Origin of the sequence: Providencia rettgeri (assembly GCF_023205015.1) — a bacterium.
In the GTDB taxonomy this organism is placed as follows: domain Bacteria; phylum Pseudomonadota; class Gammaproteobacteria; order Enterobacterales; family Enterobacteriaceae; genus Providencia; species Providencia rettgeri_E.
Genome location: NZ_CP096258.1, coordinates 1,990,554 through 2,008,214, shown reverse-complemented (window position 1 = coordinate 2,008,214; position 17,661 = coordinate 1,990,554). Strand labels below are relative to the sequence as shown.

Annotated in this window: 16 protein-coding genes and 3 tRNA genes; 10 read left to right on the top strand and 9 right to left on the bottom strand. The window is 40.4% G+C overall.

The features are described from left to right. Positions 1-390 precede the first annotated feature (390 nt). Positions 391-1,416: an HTH-type transcriptional repressor PurR gene (gene purR, locus M0M83_RS09210; RefSeq protein ID WP_125890977.1), complete on the top strand. Its 1,026-nt coding sequence runs from the start codon at positions 391-393 to the stop codon at positions 1,414-1,416. 9 nt (positions 1,417-1,425) lie between these two features. On the opposite strand, the gene punR is transcribed toward purR, so the two are convergent. After that, the gene (punR, locus tag M0M83_RS09205; protein WP_213913250.1) at positions 1,426-2,331 is read right to left on the bottom strand and encodes a DNA-binding transcriptional activator PunR; all 906 of its coding nucleotides are present in this window, start codon (positions 2,329-2,331) and stop codon (positions 1,426-1,428) included. Between the two features lie 122 nt (positions 2,332-2,453). Here punR and punC point away from each other — a divergent pair, with 122 nt between their 5' ends. The 3 genes from punC (at position 2,454) to M0M83_RS09190 (ending at position 5,044) form a co-directional block, all read left to right on the top strand. After that, positions 2,454-3,680, top strand: a complete 1,227-nt coding sequence (punC, locus tag M0M83_RS09200; RefSeq protein ID WP_248468336.1) for a purine nucleoside transporter PunC — start codon at positions 2,454-2,456, stop codon at positions 3,678-3,680. Positions 3,681-3,940: 260 nt separating this feature from the next. Beyond that, on the top strand, positions 3,941-4,747 hold the full coding sequence (locus tag M0M83_RS09195; RefSeq protein WP_248468335.1) for a helix-turn-helix transcriptional regulator: 807 nt from the start codon (positions 3,941-3,943) through the stop codon (positions 4,745-4,747). 24 nt (positions 4,748-4,771) lie between these two features. Continuing rightward, positions 4,772-5,044: a putative quinol monooxygenase gene (locus M0M83_RS09190; protein ID WP_102139700.1), complete on the top strand. Its 273-nt coding sequence runs from the start codon at positions 4,772-4,774 to the stop codon at positions 5,042-5,044. Positions 5,045-5,257: 213 nt separating this feature from the next. On the opposite strand, the gene M0M83_RS09185 is transcribed toward M0M83_RS09190, so the two are convergent. Beyond that, positions 5,258-5,923, bottom strand: a complete 666-nt coding sequence (locus M0M83_RS09185; protein ID WP_248468334.1) for a riboflavin synthase subunit alpha — start codon at positions 5,921-5,923, stop codon at positions 5,258-5,260. Positions 5,924-6,198: 275 nt separating this feature from the next. Between M0M83_RS09185 and M0M83_RS09180 the strand changes: the two genes are divergently transcribed. From M0M83_RS09180 to M0M83_RS09155, 6 genes are all read left to right on the top strand, one after another. Then, positions 6,199-7,572: an MATE family efflux transporter gene (locus tag M0M83_RS09180; protein ID WP_125890973.1), complete on the top strand. Its 1,374-nt coding sequence runs from the start codon at positions 6,199-6,201 to the stop codon at positions 7,570-7,572. Positions 7,573-7,730: 158 nt separating this feature from the next. Further along, positions 7,731-7,807, top strand: a tRNA-Val gene (locus M0M83_RS09175). A 30-nt stretch (positions 7,808-7,837) separates the two neighbouring features. Beyond that, positions 7,838-7,914: transfer RNA gene (locus M0M83_RS09170), tRNA-Val, on the top strand. Positions 7,915-7,945: 31 nt separating this feature from the next. Beyond that, a tRNA-Val gene (locus M0M83_RS09165) sits at positions 7,946-8,022 on the top strand. Positions 8,023-8,441: 419 nt separating this feature from the next. Then, complete coding sequence (gene pykF / locus M0M83_RS09160; protein ID WP_125890972.1) at positions 8,442-9,854, top strand: pyruvate kinase PykF; 1,413 nt, start codon at positions 8,442-8,444, stop codon at positions 9,852-9,854. Positions 9,855-10,266: 412 nt separating this feature from the next. Beyond that, a complete protein-coding gene (locus tag M0M83_RS09155; protein ID WP_004263789.1) occupies positions 10,267-10,503 on the top strand; it encodes a major outer membrane lipoprotein in 237 nt (78 codons plus the stop codon). Positions 10,504-10,599: 96 nt separating this feature from the next. Here the strand turns inward: M0M83_RS09155 and M0M83_RS09150 are convergent, their stop codons facing one another. From M0M83_RS09150 to sufA, 7 genes are all read right to left on the bottom strand, one after another. After that, a complete protein-coding gene (locus tag M0M83_RS09150; RefSeq protein WP_213913254.1) occupies positions 10,600-11,664 on the bottom strand; it encodes a L,D-transpeptidase family protein in 1,065 nt (354 codons plus the stop codon). Between the two features lie 254 nt (positions 11,665-11,918). After that, positions 11,919-12,335, bottom strand: coding sequence for a cysteine desulfuration protein SufE (gene sufE, locus M0M83_RS09145; protein ID WP_125890970.1), 417 nt, complete (start codon positions 12,333-12,335; stop codon positions 11,919-11,921). Positions 12,336-12,368: 33 nt separating this feature from the next. After that, positions 12,369-13,607 carry a cysteine desulfurase SufS gene (gene sufS / locus M0M83_RS09140; RefSeq protein WP_213913255.1) on the bottom strand — a complete coding sequence of 413 codons (1,239 nt, stop codon included), beginning with the start codon at positions 13,605-13,607 and terminating at the stop codon, positions 12,369-12,371. Positions 13,608-13,612: 5 nt separating this feature from the next. After that, a complete protein-coding gene (gene sufD / locus M0M83_RS09135) occupies positions 13,613-14,920 on the bottom strand; it encodes a Fe-S cluster assembly protein SufD (RefSeq protein ID WP_248468333.1) in 1,308 nt (435 codons plus the stop codon). Next, positions 14,895-15,641, bottom strand: coding sequence for a Fe-S cluster assembly ATPase SufC (gene sufC / locus M0M83_RS09130; protein WP_004263776.1), 747 nt, complete (start codon positions 15,639-15,641; stop codon positions 14,895-14,897). Before sufC ends, sufD begins: the two co-directional genes overlap by 26 nt. A gap of 45 nt (positions 15,642-15,686) precedes the next feature. Next, on the bottom strand, positions 15,687-17,186 hold the full coding sequence (sufB, locus tag M0M83_RS09125; protein ID WP_213913257.1) for a Fe-S cluster assembly protein SufB: 1,500 nt from the start codon (positions 17,184-17,186) through the stop codon (positions 15,687-15,689). A 16-nt stretch (positions 17,187-17,202) separates the two neighbouring features. Continuing rightward, positions 17,203-17,571, bottom strand: a complete 369-nt coding sequence (gene sufA, locus M0M83_RS09120; RefSeq protein ID WP_102139709.1) for a Fe-S cluster assembly scaffold SufA — start codon at positions 17,569-17,571, stop codon at positions 17,203-17,205. Positions 17,572-17,661 lie beyond the last annotated feature (90 nt).

The following is a 17,661-nucleotide window of genomic DNA, read 5'->3' as shown; positions in this document are numbered from 1 at the left end:
TCGCCCTTTTATTTCACCTACTCGAGGCTGGAATAAAATCAGAAAATATGTGCAGCAAGAAAAATAATCAGTGCTAATGAGCCCAATGCAGCAAGCAATCCATATTTAAAATCTGTATCCATGAGTTCCTCTCATTTTAATGTCATTGAATTAACAAATAACCACTCATTAATTAAGGTTATTAAGTATACATATCTAAAAAAGTAAAACTAGTGTCTATATCACATGTTATAACATCAATTATTTCTTTCGTTTTTGCGCTAGATCAGACAAAATCGACAACAAATCGCTAAATTATTGCCAGCAAAGGATCAATGCATCAATATGCAGGTAATTTTTTAACAAGAATTATTATAGAGACCGGTTATTGGTCAGGAGTTTTTTTCCCCCATGGCAACGATTAAAGATGTGGCGAAGCGCGCTGGCGTATCCACCACAACCGTATCCCATGTTATTAATAAAACGCGCTTTGTGGCTGATGACACTAAGGCTGCGGTTTGGGCTGCAATTAAAGAGCTTAATTATTCGCCAAGTGCGGTTGCCCGTAGTTTAAAAGTTAATCATACAAAGTCGATTGGCTTACTCGCAACCTCAAGCGAAGCCCCTTATTTCGCAGAAGTAATTGAATCAGTTGAAAATAGTTGTTATGAAAAAGGTTACACACTTATACTTTGTAATTCTCATAATAATTTGGGAAAACAAAAAGCATATTTGCAAATGTTAGCGCAAAAGCGCGTTGATGGCCTACTTGTGATGTGTTCTGAATATCCAGATACGTTAATTAGTATGCTTGAAGACTATCGTAATATCCCAATGGTGGTGATGGATTGGGGAACCTCCCGAGGTGATTTTACAGACAGTATTATTGATAATTCATTCCATGGTGGGTATCTTGCAGGCCGCTATTTAATTGACCGTGGGCACCGTGATATTGGTGTGATCCCTGGCTCGCTTGAAAGAAACACCGGTATCGGCCGCTTAACAGGCTTCAAAAAAGCAATGGAAGAAGCAAAGATCACACTGAAAGACCAGTGGATAGTACAAGGTGATTTCGAACCTGAATCTGGCTATAAAGCAATGATGCAAATTTTAAGCCATAAACAACGTCCTACTGCGGTATTTTGTGGTGGCGATATCATGGCGATGGGAGCCATTTGTGCGGCTGATGAAATGGGGCTACGCGTTCCACAAGACATTTCAATTATTGGTTATGATAATGTGCGAAATGCGCGCTATTTCACACCAGCATTGACCACTATCCACCAACCCAAAGAGCGTTTAGGCCAAATGGCCTTCACCATGCTGCTCGACCGTATCATTAATAAGCGCGAAGATGCTCAAACAATTGAAGTTCACCCTCGCCTTGTAGAGCGTCGCTCTGTCGCTGACGGGCCATTTATCGATTATCGTCGATAAGACAAATCGTTAAGTTGAAAGCCACTCTGCGTTGAGCGTTTCATTATCACCAAGGTAATCCAATAACCAACGGAGCGCGGGTGATGTACTATTTTCCACCCAAGTTAAACAACAAGGACTGGGTGGAAATGGCTGTGCTAATGCTAGTTCAACTAATTGGCCTTTTTCACAAAGCGGAGCTGCTCGATGCTCCGGTACCATTCCAACACATAGCCCATTAACCAAACAAGCTAAACCATTTTCCCAGTAAGGCACGACAAGCCGACGTTGGTTATCAAGTGCCCAAGTATCACGTTTGGGAAGGTTACGAGAGGTATCTTCAAGACACAAACTCGGGTACTCTCTCATTTGGTCATCAGTCAGTTTCTCACCTATTTGGGCTAATGGGTGTTCTGGACTTGCGACACACATCCACGGCATAAAACCCATATCACGGAAGCTGTATCTTTCGCCTATCGGGGACGCTCGAGTCGCTCCAATCGCAACATCTACACGTCCGTCAGCAAGTGCATCCCACACTCCATTAAACACTTCAGGGTGAATAAAAAGTTCAATATCGGGAAAATGACGATAAAAATCAATAAGTAATTGTTCTGTCCTTTGGGGTTTAACAATACAATCAACAGCAATACTAAATTGCCCGCGCCAGCCATTTGCAACTTGCTGGCATTGATGTCTTGTATCTGTCATTTTTTTGATAACAGAACGACTTTCCTTAATAAATATCGCCCCTGCTTCTGTCAGAACAACATCGCGATGTCGGCGTTCAAATAGAGGAACAGCAAGCCATTCCTCAACTTGCTTGACGGTATAACTGATTGCAGAAGGTACACGGTGCAATTCATCAGCAGCACCACTAAAACTTCCAGTTCGAGCAACTGCATCAATCACTTCGAGTGCATGCGCAGACCACATAACCTCTCCTTTCAAAAATTTTGATGGCAAGATCCAAATATTACCGTTTCACAACCTAAAAAAATAGCCTATACAATGACATCATCATTAACAATTTTTTAAATATCAGATAAGTAATAATTATGTCGAATACTGTGAAAAAAAATTCTCCGGGTTTTATGGTTTACCTTGCAGGACTTAGTATGCTAGGTTTTTTAGCCATTGATATGTATTTACCTGCATTTGGCGCTATGCAAAACACCTTGCATACCTCTGAAGGCGCCATCAGTGCTTCTCTCAGTATTTTTTTAGCTGGTTTTGCCTTTGCTCAGCTATTATGGGGGCCATTATCAGACAAACTTGGCCGTAAGCCTGTGCTAATTGTGGGCTTAACTATTTTCATTATCAGTAGCTTAGCCATTTATTGGGTCGAAACCGCAACACAGCTATTAACACTACGTTTTTTACAGGCTGTTGGGGTCTGCTCCGCGGCAGTTTTATGGCAAGCCCTTGTTATCGACCGCTATGATGAGGCAAATACCCAGAAAGTCTTTGCTTCTATCATGCCACTAGTCGCGCTATCCCCGGCTTTAGCCCCATTATTAGGAGCATGGGTTCTAGAGCACCAAACATGGGAAGCAATTTTCCTGATCCTAATGGCGGTGGGCATACTACTTTTATTACCGACACTCTTTTTGAAAAATGTTTCAGTTAAAACAATAACTGATGATAACCAACCAGAAACTAAGATTTCTTTCTCAAACTTGCTCAGTTCCCCTGTTTTCAGCGGTAACGTGCTGGTTTATGCATCCTGTAGCGCGGGTTTCTTCGCTTGGTTAACCGGGTCACCTTTTATCTTACGTGACATGGCCTTCAACCCTGCTGATATTGGTTTGAGCTATATTCCACAAACTTTAGCCTTTATTGTTGGTGGATATGGCTGCCGCATTTTATTAGCAAAAGTTCGCGCAGAAACGCTATTTCCATTATTATTAATTGGTTACGCGGTAAGCATGTCTATTTTATTTATCATGGCTATCTATACCACACCATCATTAACCATGATATTGATCCCATTTTGCTTTATGGCGGCAATGAACGGGGCCTCTTATCCTATTGCAGTATCCAAAGCACTAAATGTATTTCCTAGCGCGAGTGGTAAAGCAGCTGCATTGCAAAATGCCTTACAATTAGGTCTATGTTTCTTAGCAAGCCTACTTGTTTCAGCCCTGAGTTTAGACCCATTGTTAGCAACAACGGGTGTCATGGCGGTTACCATTATTCCAATGACCATTGGTTATTTTATGCAACGCTGCGGCAATAAAAATAATCAAGATCTTGAGCAGGTCGATTGCCAAACGACCTCCTAAAGTATAGCTTGTCGAATCAATCATGCCGTATATAATCGGCATGATTGATATTTAACTAATTCCCAAAAACTTCTTCCAATGTATAACTCTTATGGTTATACCGTAACATTTATTAAGTATTTTTCTATATCACCCATTATTCTTAGCTCACAAAACCTGAACTTTCTTGTCAAAACCCCTTAACCTAAGCGGATTTCACTAATAAATAAGGCTTTTTTTTTGTTATCTACTAAGATATAGATGTTTCATGGTTAATTTTCTTGTTAAAAAACGTTATCATTGCGACATTAAATAATGAGTGCTCAAGAATGATGTTAAAACAGTATTATCCACCAGATGAATTAAAATCCTTTGTTAGCTCTATTTTAATAATCAAAGAGTTTACAGAGGCAATTAAAATTTTTCCTGGAACAGGTGCTGAAATCTGGGTTTCATCAGATACATTTCACATGACAACTGAAAGCAACTCAGTCGCAGACCCTTATCAGCTGATTATTCCTAGAGTCAACACATTTACTGCTAGCCCTAATTTTTCAAAAGTTATGGTATTACGTATTCGTCATGATGCATTGCGTTTTCTTCTGCCTCAAAGAACACTAAATTATACTGATAAACCCATCGCACTAAATGACATATGGAAAGACCGTTGGTTTGAAGCTTTAGCTAACTCTTCATTCAAAGAGTTGTTGGATTGCTTTAATAGGACAAAAGCCAAGAAAAAGTCTCATTTCACAGATGAAATTTTAGAGTTGCTATATCGTAACCCAACTAAAAAAATCACTGAAATTGCCGAAGAGACAGGTTTACATCTCCGAGTCATTCAAAAAGAGTTTTTAAAAGAATACGGTATTACACCAAAAAGGTACCAGATCAATTGTCGCTTAGAGCACGTTTTAAAAAGTATGGTAGTAGAACCAGATACCTACCGCTGGTTTGAAACAGGCTATTATGACCAATCCCACTTTTACCGTGATTTTAAAAGATACTTTACTATGACGCCGTCGGCATTTTTAAAATCAAGTTATTCGCTTTTTTACAATACAAAAACTAAGTACCCATTAAGATAGTTCTTAATACATAAGGAGAACGGAATGAGTATTGTTGTGTATGCCCAAATTACAACAGAAAGGACGGATGGGTATTTAACGAAAGAAATCGTTCGTGACTTAGCAAAACTAAGCCGCCGAGAGAAAGGATGCATTCAATATGATCTTATGGCTAAAGAAAATGGTTACATTGTTTTCGAGGAATGGGAAGACACTCAGGCATTAGAGATGCATAAAAACAGTCCGCATTTCAAGCGATTAGTTGAAGCAATTGAACGTGATAACGCTAGCTTTTCTGTCAATTTTAGTGAAAAATGATCTATTAATAATGAAAACTAGAGCGCATTGTATTTTTAAGCAATTTTAACCTTCTTTATTTAATAGAACTCCGTAACCTATATTCAATAAACAAAATCCAACCATACTTTATTCAGGCTATAGCATAAACTACTATTGCTATAGCCTACCTGATTGCTTATATCGCTATTTATCTTTAACATAAATAACGCAATTGCTTGCTTTAATGCCTATTCACTCTGTTTTTGCTACATTAGCCAACTCTTCTGCTTGCTGTAATAACTTTTCTTGTTCTTTTTGATTTAAAACGCGTTCAACCGTATCAACAATTGCCTGCGTTTGTGGGTCTATCTCTATATTTATTTTATCACCCAAGCGTTTTTTACCTAGTGTTGTTCTCTCTAATGTTTCTGGGATTAAATGTACACAAAACCGATTATTGATGACATCACCCACCGTTAAACTGATGCCATCAATCGCCACAAAGCCTTTATGCAAAATATATTTCATCAAAGCTTTATCATGAATTGACAACCAAATTTGGTGGTTATCTTCGGATGTGAAAATTTTACTAATTTCAGCTGTTGTCATGATATGACCAGAAACGATATGGCCGCCAATTTCGTCACCATATTTTGCGGCGCGTTCGATGTTAACAACATCACCTTCTTGTAATTCCCCTAAGTTAGTCAATCTCAGAGTTTCTTTAATTAGATCAAAACTGACTCTCTCACCATCGATTTTCGTTACCGTCAAACAACAACCATTATGCGCAACGGAAGCCCCTGTTTCTAAACCTATAAGTAATTCAGGGGTAAATTTCATTACATGAGTTCGAAAGTTGGCTCTTTCTGTAATTTCAATAATAGGAGCGGTCGCTTGGACAATGCCTGTAAACATAATGATTCCCAGTGTAGTGGATTAATAAGCTCAGTTTACATCAGAATTTTTAGAGATCTATCCTATTTGAGTGATAAACAAGACGTTAATAAATCGAGTATTTATCCATATATTAGGTTCTAAAATGCTCTTTTATAGTTTGTTACCATATCATTATTGGAATCCATTTAGAAAAGGGATAGAATGAGCGGTTTTTAATAATCAATGAGAACTTAGTAACTCATTTATTTTTCTGATTTTTTCCTCTTATTTTCTTTTATTACAAAGGTGTATGCGTGCAGAAATATTTTACAGAAGCGCGTAGCTTGTTGGCACTTGGTATTCCTATCGTTTTGGCTCAATTTTCACAAACTGCAATGGGGTTTGTGGATACCGTTATGGCTGGAAGTGTTAGTGAAATTGAGATGTCCGCAGTTGCAGTTGGGTTTTCCATCTGGCTGCCAGCTATTCTTTTTGGCCAGGGCATTTTGATGGCTTTAACTCCAATCGTTGCACAAATGAATGGGTCAGGCCGTCGTAACTTGATTGGAGACCAAATTCAACAAGGGCTGTGGTTAGCGCTGCTTTTAGCCTTAGGTATTATGTGTCTTCTTTATAATAGCCAGCTTATTATCAGCAATATGCCCCATATTGATAAAGAATTGGCGGATAAGTCTGTCCGTTTTTTACATGCTATTATGTGGGGAGCCCCAGGATACTTATTTTATCAGGTGTATCGTAGTCAATGTGAAGGGCTTTCAAAAACCAAACCGGGGATGGTGATTGGTTTTCTTGGCTTGATGATTAATATTCCCATTAACTATATCTTTATCTATGGTCACTTTGGTGCCCCAGCTTTAGGTGGTGTGGGCTGTGGTGTCGCGACCGCATCAGTGTATTGGGCTATGTGTCTGATGATGAGATGGTATGTGAAACGTGCTACTGCGCAGCGCGATATTCGCCCTACAGTCTCTTTCACATCGCCAAATCCATTAATCTTAAAGCGAATTATCGTATTAGGTACCCCTATTGGTCTGGCACTTTTCTTTGAGGTCACTTTATTTGCCGTCGTCGCCTTGTTAGTCGCCCCATTAGGTGTTGTTGCAGTCGCTGGCCATCAAGTTGCATTAAATTTCAGCTCCGTGATGTTTATGTTCCCATTATCATTAGGAATAGCTGCAACCATTCGCGTAGGTTATAACTTAGGACAGAAATCGACTGAAGCCGCTAAAGTTTCATCTTATACTGGTATTGCTGTTGGCTTAATGATCGCTTGTTTTACCGCCGTTCTCACTGCGGTCTTCCGTGAACCGATTGCAATGATGTATAACAAAAACCCTGAAGTGGTTGTTTTAGCGAGTAGTTTGATGCTATATGCCGCTATTTATCAATTATCAGACTCTGTGCAAGTTATTGGTGCGGGAATTTTACGTGGCTACAAAGATACACGTTCTATTTTCTTTATTACCTTCACCGCATATTGGTTACTTGGTTTACCTTCCGGTTATATCTTAGCATTAACTGATATTATCGCACCGGCTATGGGCCCTAAAGGCTTTTGGATTGGCTTTATCATTGGATTAAGCGCAGCTGCGATAGGTATGGCAACACGTATTATGTGGATCCATAAGCAGACAGAGGATGTTATTCTACTTCGCTCAGCACGCTAATTGACGGTTTTTTAAGCTTTTTATTATGGGGGAAGGTGTATTTCGCACCAGATAGTTTTAAATACGAGCAAACTATCACTAAAATACATTTTCCCCTTGCCAGATGAACCTCATAACGTTAATATTCATCCCCGTTGTCACCTAGATAACTTTTAAATGCGTCCGTAGCTCAGTTGGTTAGAGCACCACCTTGACATGGTGGGGGTCGGTAGTTCGAGTCTACTCGGACGCACCATTTCTAGTGAACACAATGTTAATTTTCAGTGCGTCCGTAGCTCAGTTGGTTAGAGCACCACCTTGACATGGTGGGGGTCGGTAGTTCGAGTCTACTCGGACGCACCATTTCAAATTAACACAATCCAAACTTTTCAGTGCGTCCGTAGCTCAGTTGGTTAGAGCACCACCTTGACATGGTGGGGGTCGGTAGTTCGAGTCTACTCGGACGCACCATTTTGTTATCATGCCTCCCACCTTAAAATTTTTCTTGATTGTTTACTATCATTCCCTTAATTTGTTGCGCAACAAATTAGGTTACTTAATATCAATTGAATTTTTGATCTAAATGGCCTCTTCTTCTAATTTAGTAAAATTTGATTTGTCTCACAGTTTTTTGTTGTCTATAATACCCGCGCTGGCTGAAAGGTTTCAACAGTAGCAAATCAATACGTTAGCTTTAATTGAATTTGTCATCTACACTATAATAAGAATCAAAATGTGACAAATTTAAGTGTATAAATGCATTAAACACCAGACTGTCGCCTATTCTTGTAAATGAGTTGCGCAACAAAATTTTATATGCGCACGATTTATTAAATGTACTAAGCGTCGGCGGCAATACCGATTTCCTTTATAACATTAGATAGACTGCCATGAAAAAAACTAAAATTGTTTGTACTATCGGTCCAAAAACCGAATCAGAAGAAAAACTGACTCAACTCCTTGATGCGGGCATGAATGTCATGCGCCTAAATTTTTCTCACGGTGACTATGAAGAACACGGTCAACGTATTAAAAATCTTCGCTCTGTTTGTGCAAAAACAGGTAAACAAGCTGCTATTTTACTCGATACTAAAGGCCCTGAAATCCGCACCATGAAATTGGAAGGTGGTAACGACGTTTCTCTCGTTGCAGGCCAAACCTTTACATTCACTACCGACACTTCCGTGATCGGTAATAAAGATAAAGTTGCTGTGACATACTCAGGCTTAACTTCAGATTTAAAAGTCGGCAATACCGTATTAGTTGATGACGGCTTAATTGGTATGAAAGTGACTAATGTCACTGCGACTGAAGTCGTCTGTGAGGTTTTAAATAACGGTGACCTCGGGGAGAAGAAAGGGGTTAATCTACCAGGCGTTTCCATTGGCCTGCCAGCGTTAGCTGAAAAAGACAAAGAAGACTTAGTGTTTGGATGCGAACAAGGTGTTGATTTTGTAGCAGCTTCTTTTATCCGTAAGCGCTCTGATGTTGAAGAAATTCGTGCTCATCTGAAAAAACATGGTGGCGAGAACATCCAAATTATTTCGAAGATTGAAAACCAAGAAGGTTTAAATAACTTTGATGAAATTTTAGAAGCTTCTGACGGCATCATGGTTGCTCGTGGTGATTTAGGCGTTGAAATCCCTGTTGAAGAAGTTATTTTTGCACAAAAAATGATGATTGAAAAATGTGTCGCTGCACGTAAAGTCGTCATTACTGCAACGCAAATGTTAGATTCAATGATCAAAAACCCACGCCCTACCCGCGCAGAAGCAGGCGACGTGGCCAACGCTATTTTAGACGGCACAGATGCAGTTATGCTGTCTGGTGAAAGCGCTAAAGGTAAATATCCAGTAGAAGCTGTTACCATTATGGCAACTATCTGTGAGCGTACAGACCGTATCATGCAAACTCGCATTGATAGCCAAAAACCAAGCCAACGCTTACGTGTCACTGAGGCAGTCTGTCGTGGTGCAGTGGAAATGTCTGAAAAATTAGACGTGCCACTAATCGTTGTTGCAACCTACGGCGGTAAGTCTGCTAAATCTGTTCGTAAATATTTCCCTACTGCGCCAATCCTCGCGTTAACGACTAATGAAGAAACTGCCCGCCAGTTACTGTTAGTCAAAGGTGTGATCCCAATGATTGTAGGTGGTTTTACATCCACAGATGATTTTTATCGTGAAGGTAAACGCGCAGCGCTTGAAAGTGGCTTAGCGGTTTCTGGTGATGCTGTTGTAATGGTTTCTGGAGCATTAGTACAAAGTGGCACAACCAACACATCTTCAGTTCATGTACTTTAATTTTTAATTTCCTTATAGAGGCTGATAGTGACTATTTTTGCTATCGGCCTTTTTTATTTAGATTTAACATTAAGTGCTTCCTTGATGTAACTATTCCTTTATTTCCTTTTCTTTAGTAAATATCTTACCGCAATTTAAGAGTGATATCATAAAACACACTCGGATTGGTCAAATAACAACCTTTATTATTCTTAGTTTAAATTTTTCTCCTTTTTCCTAGTACTAAATATAAAGTATTTCTAGCAAAACTTTATATTTAGTACTAGCATAAGACATAGTAAGTGCCATACCCTAATTTTCATTAGGTTGTTTTAAAGGGATATAGCAAGCTTTAAGATAACAAGCTTAGCTCTATTGTTTGGTGACTTGCTTTTTTATATTTTCAAGATAAATCAATCTAGAGGGTAAAATAATGATTCGTACTAAAATTGTACTGGGCTCTATCGTATTAGCTTCAGCATTACTAGCGGGTTGTTCTAACAGCACTGAAGTGCAAAAACTCTCTTCAGACGTGCAAACTCTGAATGGTAAAGTTGATCAACTGAGCAACGACGTTCAGTCTCTGCGTTCTGACGTACAGACAGCTCAAGAAGAAGCAGCACGCGCTAACCAGCGTTTAGATAACCAAGTTCGTACTTACAAAAAATAAGTTCGATTTGGTCGTTATCTAGCTGATACGACGCTTCTTTGAAGCTAATAGTATTTATGAGGGCCTATGAAAATAGGCCCTTATTATTTGTCAGGATTATTGATTTACAACAGAAGAACGGTATTTCGCAGGTAACAAAGCACCAACTTTACCATCATAGATAGGTTCTGGTTGTGAAATAGAGAATGGTTCAATAGGCACTAAACCTTCGTGTTGTGTTTCACTTTCAGGAATACTGTTACCCTGATCATTATTAACACGCACAGGCATACCAGAACGCCTTGCTAGCTCTTTTTCTACTAAAGCCTTATCAACCCCTTCATTTTCAAGAAAACGCTTAAAATCGTCAGATAGCTTGATTGGCATGGTTTGAGGGTCATCATTACTTGTCCGTGATAATGGCTGATGCACCTCGATGTAATAACTACCATCAGGTTCTTTAGAATATTTTACCGGCTGATCAATAACTTGAACACGTGTTCCTCTTGGTACTGTCTTGAATAATGCTTCAATATCATCAGGACGTAAACGAATGCAACCGGAGCTCACTCGCATACCAATCCCAAAATCCGCATTAGTACCATGGATCAGATATTCACCACGCCCATGTGCTAGCCGTAATGCATATAAGCCCATTGGGTTTTCAGGGCCAGCAGGAACGACAGCAGGAAGCGTTATACCTTCTTTCGCATAATTTTTACGAATATTTGCCGTGGGTGTCCATGTAGGGTCTTTAATTGATTGGCTTACTGAAGTCACCATTTCAGGTGTATCACGACCTAATTGACCAATACCAATAGGGTATACGATCACTTCTTCACTGTTCGCTGGGTAATAATATAAACGCAGCTCTGCCAAATTAATCACGATCCCTGTTCTTGGTGTTGACGGCAATAGCATTTGTGCTGGAATGATAAGTTCTTTACCCGCTTCAGGAAGGTATGGATCTGTTCCTGGGTTAGCTTCAAGCATACCGAGTAAGCCAATTTGGTGCTCACTGGCAATGGCTTCCAACGGCCGCCCATCATTGGGGACGATGTACGTATAATTTTCCCCGATAAGGCGAGTGTTACTATCAGGTAATGGGTATTCTTTTGCTTGAACTGGAGCCAATAAGGCACTCATGACAAACAAACTTACCACCGTCAAAACTCTTTTCATATCTACTCCAAGGAAAATAATATTCTTACAATAATTCAATGATTATTGTTCATAATAGCAACTATCTTTCATATCTTTAATACTAAATAAATATTTTTATTAAGTATTAATAAGAGCGCTGTCTTTTTATGATGGTTAAAATATAGTTAGATATCGTTAAACACGGTGAATTTAGTGTGTTACCCAGATAAAGAGTAACACCTAAGAAGTAAAATATAGGTAAGGGAGCATGCATAACGCTCCCCTCGGTAGGATCACTCGAATTGTGCCGCGCGCGATAAAATTGTACGGATCATCGCATTTAAGCCTTGAGTGCGTGAAGGTGTTAAATGCTGCTCCAATGCTAATTGCTCAAAAAATGACTTAACATCGAGTGCTAATATTTGTTGGGCCGTTTTACCTTGAAAAAGAATGATCACAATAGCAACTAACCCTTTAACGATTGCAGCGTCGCTGTCACCTGCAAACGTAATTGTCCCGTCAGCTTGTTTTTGCATATCAATCCACACTTGACTTTGGCAACCGGCGATTAAATTATTATCGCATCTTTGCACCGCGGTGAGTTCAGGTAAACGCCCCCCTAATTCTATCATGTAGAGATAGCGTTCTTCCCAATCTTGGCAGCGAGAGAAATTGCGTAATAACTTATTTTCATCGGGTAATGCGGGCATGCTCATTTCCTTTACTCTGTGTTTCTTATGTGCTTAGCCTAACAATTTTTTGATGCGCTGTAACGCATTGAATAAGAAATCAACCTCTTCCTTAGTGGTATAAATTCCTACTGAAGCACGACACATAGCGGGAACATGATAATGTTCCATTAACGGTAAAGCACAATGATGGCCAGTACGGATTGCAATACCATATCTATCAAGAAAAGACCCCACATCATAGGCATGGTGCTCCCCTAAATTAAAAGCGAGTACCCCTTCCCGTTGGTCATTACCATACAATCTAATGGACGGTATTTCTTGTAATTTCTTAGACGCATAAGCCATCACTTCGGCTTCATGAGTAAATACATCAGATAAATTTAGTGCATTTAAATAATCGAATGCCGCCCCTAAACCAATAATTGCGCTTACATTCGGTGTTCCTGCTTCAAAGCGCCATGGTGCATCAGCAAAAGTGATCCCTTTGGTCAGGCTAACTTGGCGGATCATCGCCCCACCACCTTCCCATGGAGGCATCATATCCAAAATAGCTTTTTTACCGTAAAGGATACCAATACCCGTCGGGCCATATAGCTTGTGACCTGAAAACACATAGAAATCACAGTCTAAGGCTTGCACATCAACCTGCTGATGCATTGCACCTTGCGCGCCATCGACCAATACCGCGATCTCACCGCCTTTTGAAGCCGCAATGGCTCGTGCTTGCTTGATGATATCCTGAACGGGATTAACTGTTCCTAATACATTAGAGATATGTGTAAAGCTCAGCAATCGCGTGCGTGAATCAATGACATCCTTTAATACATCTAATTGCAGCCTACCATCATCTGAAATTGGTATAATACGGATTTCAAAGCCAATTTCCTCTGCTAACATATACCAAGGTACAATATTCGCATGGTGTTCCATTTCAGTGATGACAATATTGTCCCCTTCATGGAAATACTTCCGCCCAAAACTGTTTGCAACAAGGTTAATGCCTTCCGTCGTACCTTTAACAAACACGATTTCTTCATTTGAAGCGGCATGAATGAAAGCGGCTGCTTTTTGACGAACGTCTTCCATCATTGTCGTCGCGTTTGCACTAAGAGTATGTATACCGCGGTGAACCGCGGCATATTGGTGCAGTGTAAACTCGCTTTCTTTTTCAATAACTTGCAAAGGCTTCTGCGCACTTGCAGCGCTATCTAAATAAACCAGCGGATGATTATTGACTGACTGAGATAAGGCAGGAAAATCCTGCCTGACTGATGCGACATTGAATGACATGGATATTAAACCTCCGCTAAGCGCTGGCGGATGTTTGCCATCACAGCGTGTTTTAATTCTTCCGATTCAATAGATTCTGTAAGTTCCGCAGCAAATGCAATAATAATCATATGTTTTGCTGCTTTCCCCTCAATTCCCCTTGAACGCAGATAAAACAGTTGTTCGTCATCAATACGACCGACTGTTGCACCGTGACCACACTTTACGTCATCAGCATAAATTTCAAGCTGAGGCTTGGTATCAATTTCTGCTTTCTCACCTAACAACAACGTGTTGTTAGTCATTTGACCATCCGTTTTTAATGCGTTCGGTGCCACTTTAATCATGCCATTAAAGACAGCTTTACTGCTATCCATTGCAATGACTTTGTGTAATTGGCGACTATTACAGTAGCTATTATTGTGCTCTAAATACGTGCGCGTATCTGCAATTTCATTGCCTTTAGGTAACAATATACTGTTAAGTTCTAACTCAGTATTTTCACCATCAAGGCGAGCACTGGTATGGTTACGCGTTAATAATGCGCCAAGTAAAAAACTCGTACTTTTCACACGGCTATCGCGACCAACAACAATATCATTGTGAGCAAAATGCTGAGACTGACCATTTTCAACATTTAACTTAAAGTGACTAAAGTCTGCATTATCACCAACTTCAACCGTTAAGCGGCTGCCCGTCATGTGCATTTCGTCATTCAAACTGACATAATGCTCAATGACTTGGGCTTTACTGTTTGCATCTAACGTTAAATGGTAGCGATACTGGCTAATATTTGTTGCTTGTTTATCGCCGCTCCCCGTTGAAATATTCAGCAGATATAATGGTTTTTCTGCTACTTTATTTGCCGCAAGGTGAATAACTAACGGTTGTACCGCCAAGCTTTCAGTTAAATGCAAGAAGATCTCGCTATTTACAGGCGAAGGAAGCAAGTCTTGGTTATCAAGCAAAGCCACTTGGAATGGCCCCATATCAATGGAGCTTAATGTTGAACTATAGCGCCCATCAATTAAAACAAGGCGATATGCATCAATCGGCAGAGCCAATGCCTCACACTCTTTTTCTACAACATCACCGTCACTAAAACGATACTGAGCCTCAAGTACCGTATTTAGTGGTGTATAGTGCCAATCTTCATGGCGGAACACCGGTAAGCCAACTTGTTTTGCCATTTCCCAATGCGTTTTAGCATGTTGGGAGTTCGCACCGTGTCGCTGCTCAAATAATTCAGAAAAACGTGACATAGCTTGCTCATTCAGCTTCGCAACTTCTGCACGTTTTTGTGCTCTTTCACTGTTGGTCAATAAGCCAGCCATAACCCTGCTCCTCCAGTTTTTTCGCTAAACTGAAATCACCTGATTTGATGATTTTCCCTTGATATAACACATGGACAAAGTCAGGTTTCACATAATCCAAAATACGCTGATAGTGAGTGACAATGATGAATGAACGCTCTGGCGAGCGTAATGAATTCACCCCGTTAGCCACAATTTTCAGTGCATCAATATCTAAACCGGAGTCAGTTTCATCGAGGATACACAATTGAGGTTCTAGTGCTGCCATCTGCAAGATATCATTACGTTTTTTCTCACCACCGGAGAAACCTACGTTGACAGAACGCGCAAGCAAATCTTCTGGCATTTCTAATAATTTGATTTTGTCTTCAATAAAATCTTGAAAATCAAAACGATCTAATGCTTCTTGCTGGCGATATTCTCTAACCGCATTAACTGCCGTTTGTAAGAAAAATTGGTTACTGACCCCTGGAATTTCGACTGGGTATTGGAATGCGAGAAAAACACCTTCCCCTGCACGCTCTTCGGGATCTAATTCAAACAGGTCTTTACCTTTAAACGTTACTTCACCGCTATCAATTTCATACTCTTCGCGGCCAGCAAGTGTGGCTGATAATGTACTTTTACCTGAGCCATTTGGCCCCATGATGGCATGAACTTCCCCCGGTTTTACTTCCAGAGATAACCCTTTTAAAATCTCATTACCTTCTACACTCACGTGTAAATCTTTAACACTTAACATATTTACATGCCTTTAGCGCTTTAGCGCAAATAAACTCGATTAGGATCAGCCCACGCTGTGCTCTAAGCTGATCGCCAGTAATTTTTGTGCTTCTACGGCAAATTCTAATGGGAGCTCCGAGAACACATCCTTACAGAAACCATTTACAATCATTGAAATTGCATCGTCTTCGCTGATACCACGTTGTAAACAGTAAAATAACTGGTCTTCCCCAATGCGTGAGGTTGTTGCTTCATGTTCGAGCTGTGCCGTATTATTTTTCACTTCCACATAGGGGAAAGTATGTGCACCACACTGTGTACCAATTAACATAGAGTCACATTGGGTAAAGTTACGTGCATTATGTGCACTCGGTAAAATTTTTACTAAACCACGGTAACTGTTTTGGCTTTTACCCGCAGAAATACCTTTAGAAATGATCGTGGAACGGGTGTTTTTCCCGATATGGATCATTTTCGTTCCGGTATCCGCTTGTTGATTGCCGTTTGTTAATGCAACGGAGTAAAATTCACCGACTGAGTTGTCCCCTTTTAGGATGACGCTTGGGTATTTCCATGTGATGGCAGAGCCTGTTTCTGACTGCGTCCATGACATTTTAGAATTTTCACCCTCACACAGTGCGCGCTTAGTCACAAAGTTCAGGATCCCACCCGCTTCGCTATCTCCACCAGAGAACCAGTTTTGGACTGTTGAATATTTCACTTCAGCATCTTTATGAATAATCACTTCAACAACCGCAGCATGAAGCTGATAACTATCACGAACAGGTGCAGAACACCCTTCGATATAGCTGACATAACTACCTTCATCGGCAATTAAAATCGTACGCTCAAACTGGCCTGTTTTGGCTGCGTTGATCCTAAAATACGTTGATAGCTCCATTGGGCAATGTACGCCTTTTGGTACATACACAAACGTACCATCTGAAGCTACCGCCGCATTTAATGCCGCAAAAAAGTTATCATGGCTCGAAACAACTGAGCCGAGATATTTCTGTACCAGTTCAGGGTACTCTTGAATAGCTTCACTGAACGAACAAAAAATAACCCCATGTTTCGCGAGGTCATCACGGTACGTTGTTGATACCGAGACCGAGTCAAAAATTGCATCTACCGCAACGGCCTTCCCTTCACGGACAGGAACACCCAACTGGTTAAAGGCTTCTTCAACTTCAGCGGTTAAATAATTATTGGTTTCAGCCACACCAGTGCCTTGTGTCGCACCAGTTTGCGAACCACAAGTATCATCGCATGAGCCACAAGATGGCGCTGAGTAATAGCTGTAGTCCTGATAATCGAGATTTGGGTAATTCGCTTTCAGCCAATGAGGTTCTTCCATGCCTTTCCAGTGATTAAAGGCATCAAGACGGAATTGGAGCATCCACTCAGGCTCATTACGTTTTGCTGAAATGGCACGGATCACATCTTCGTTGATACCTTTCGCCATTTCATCAGTTGCGACTTCAGTAAAGAAGCCTTCTTTATAACGCTGGTCATCAAGCCAGCTTTGAACATCATCGCCAACTTCTACATTGCTCTGTGACATAATCTGACTTCACATGTTAAACGCCGAAGCTTTCACCACACCCACAGGCATGTTGGGCTTTCGGGTTATTAAATTTGAAAATTTGATTCAGCCCTTCTTGGACAAAATCAACGACTGTGCCATCAATAAATGGCATTGCTTCTTTTGGCACATAAAGGTGTGCGCCATCGAGTTCAAATAACAGGTGTTGGTCTGTTGGGTTTTCGATCATCTCAAACACATAACCGAAACCTGCGCAGCCAGACTGTTTTACGCCGAGTGAAAGCCCTTTTGTGTTTGGGTTTTGCACCATCAATTTTTTGATTTGTTTTGCAGCGCTTTGTGTCAGGTTAACTCCCTGCCAATTGTTTTCATCAAATGAAAATGTCTCTACACCGTCAGTCATATTGACCCCACATTTCTTATGGCTTTTCAGCCTGTTATCAAGAGATTAACTCTGCCTACCCTATGGTAATGATTAGCTAATTGACTTCAA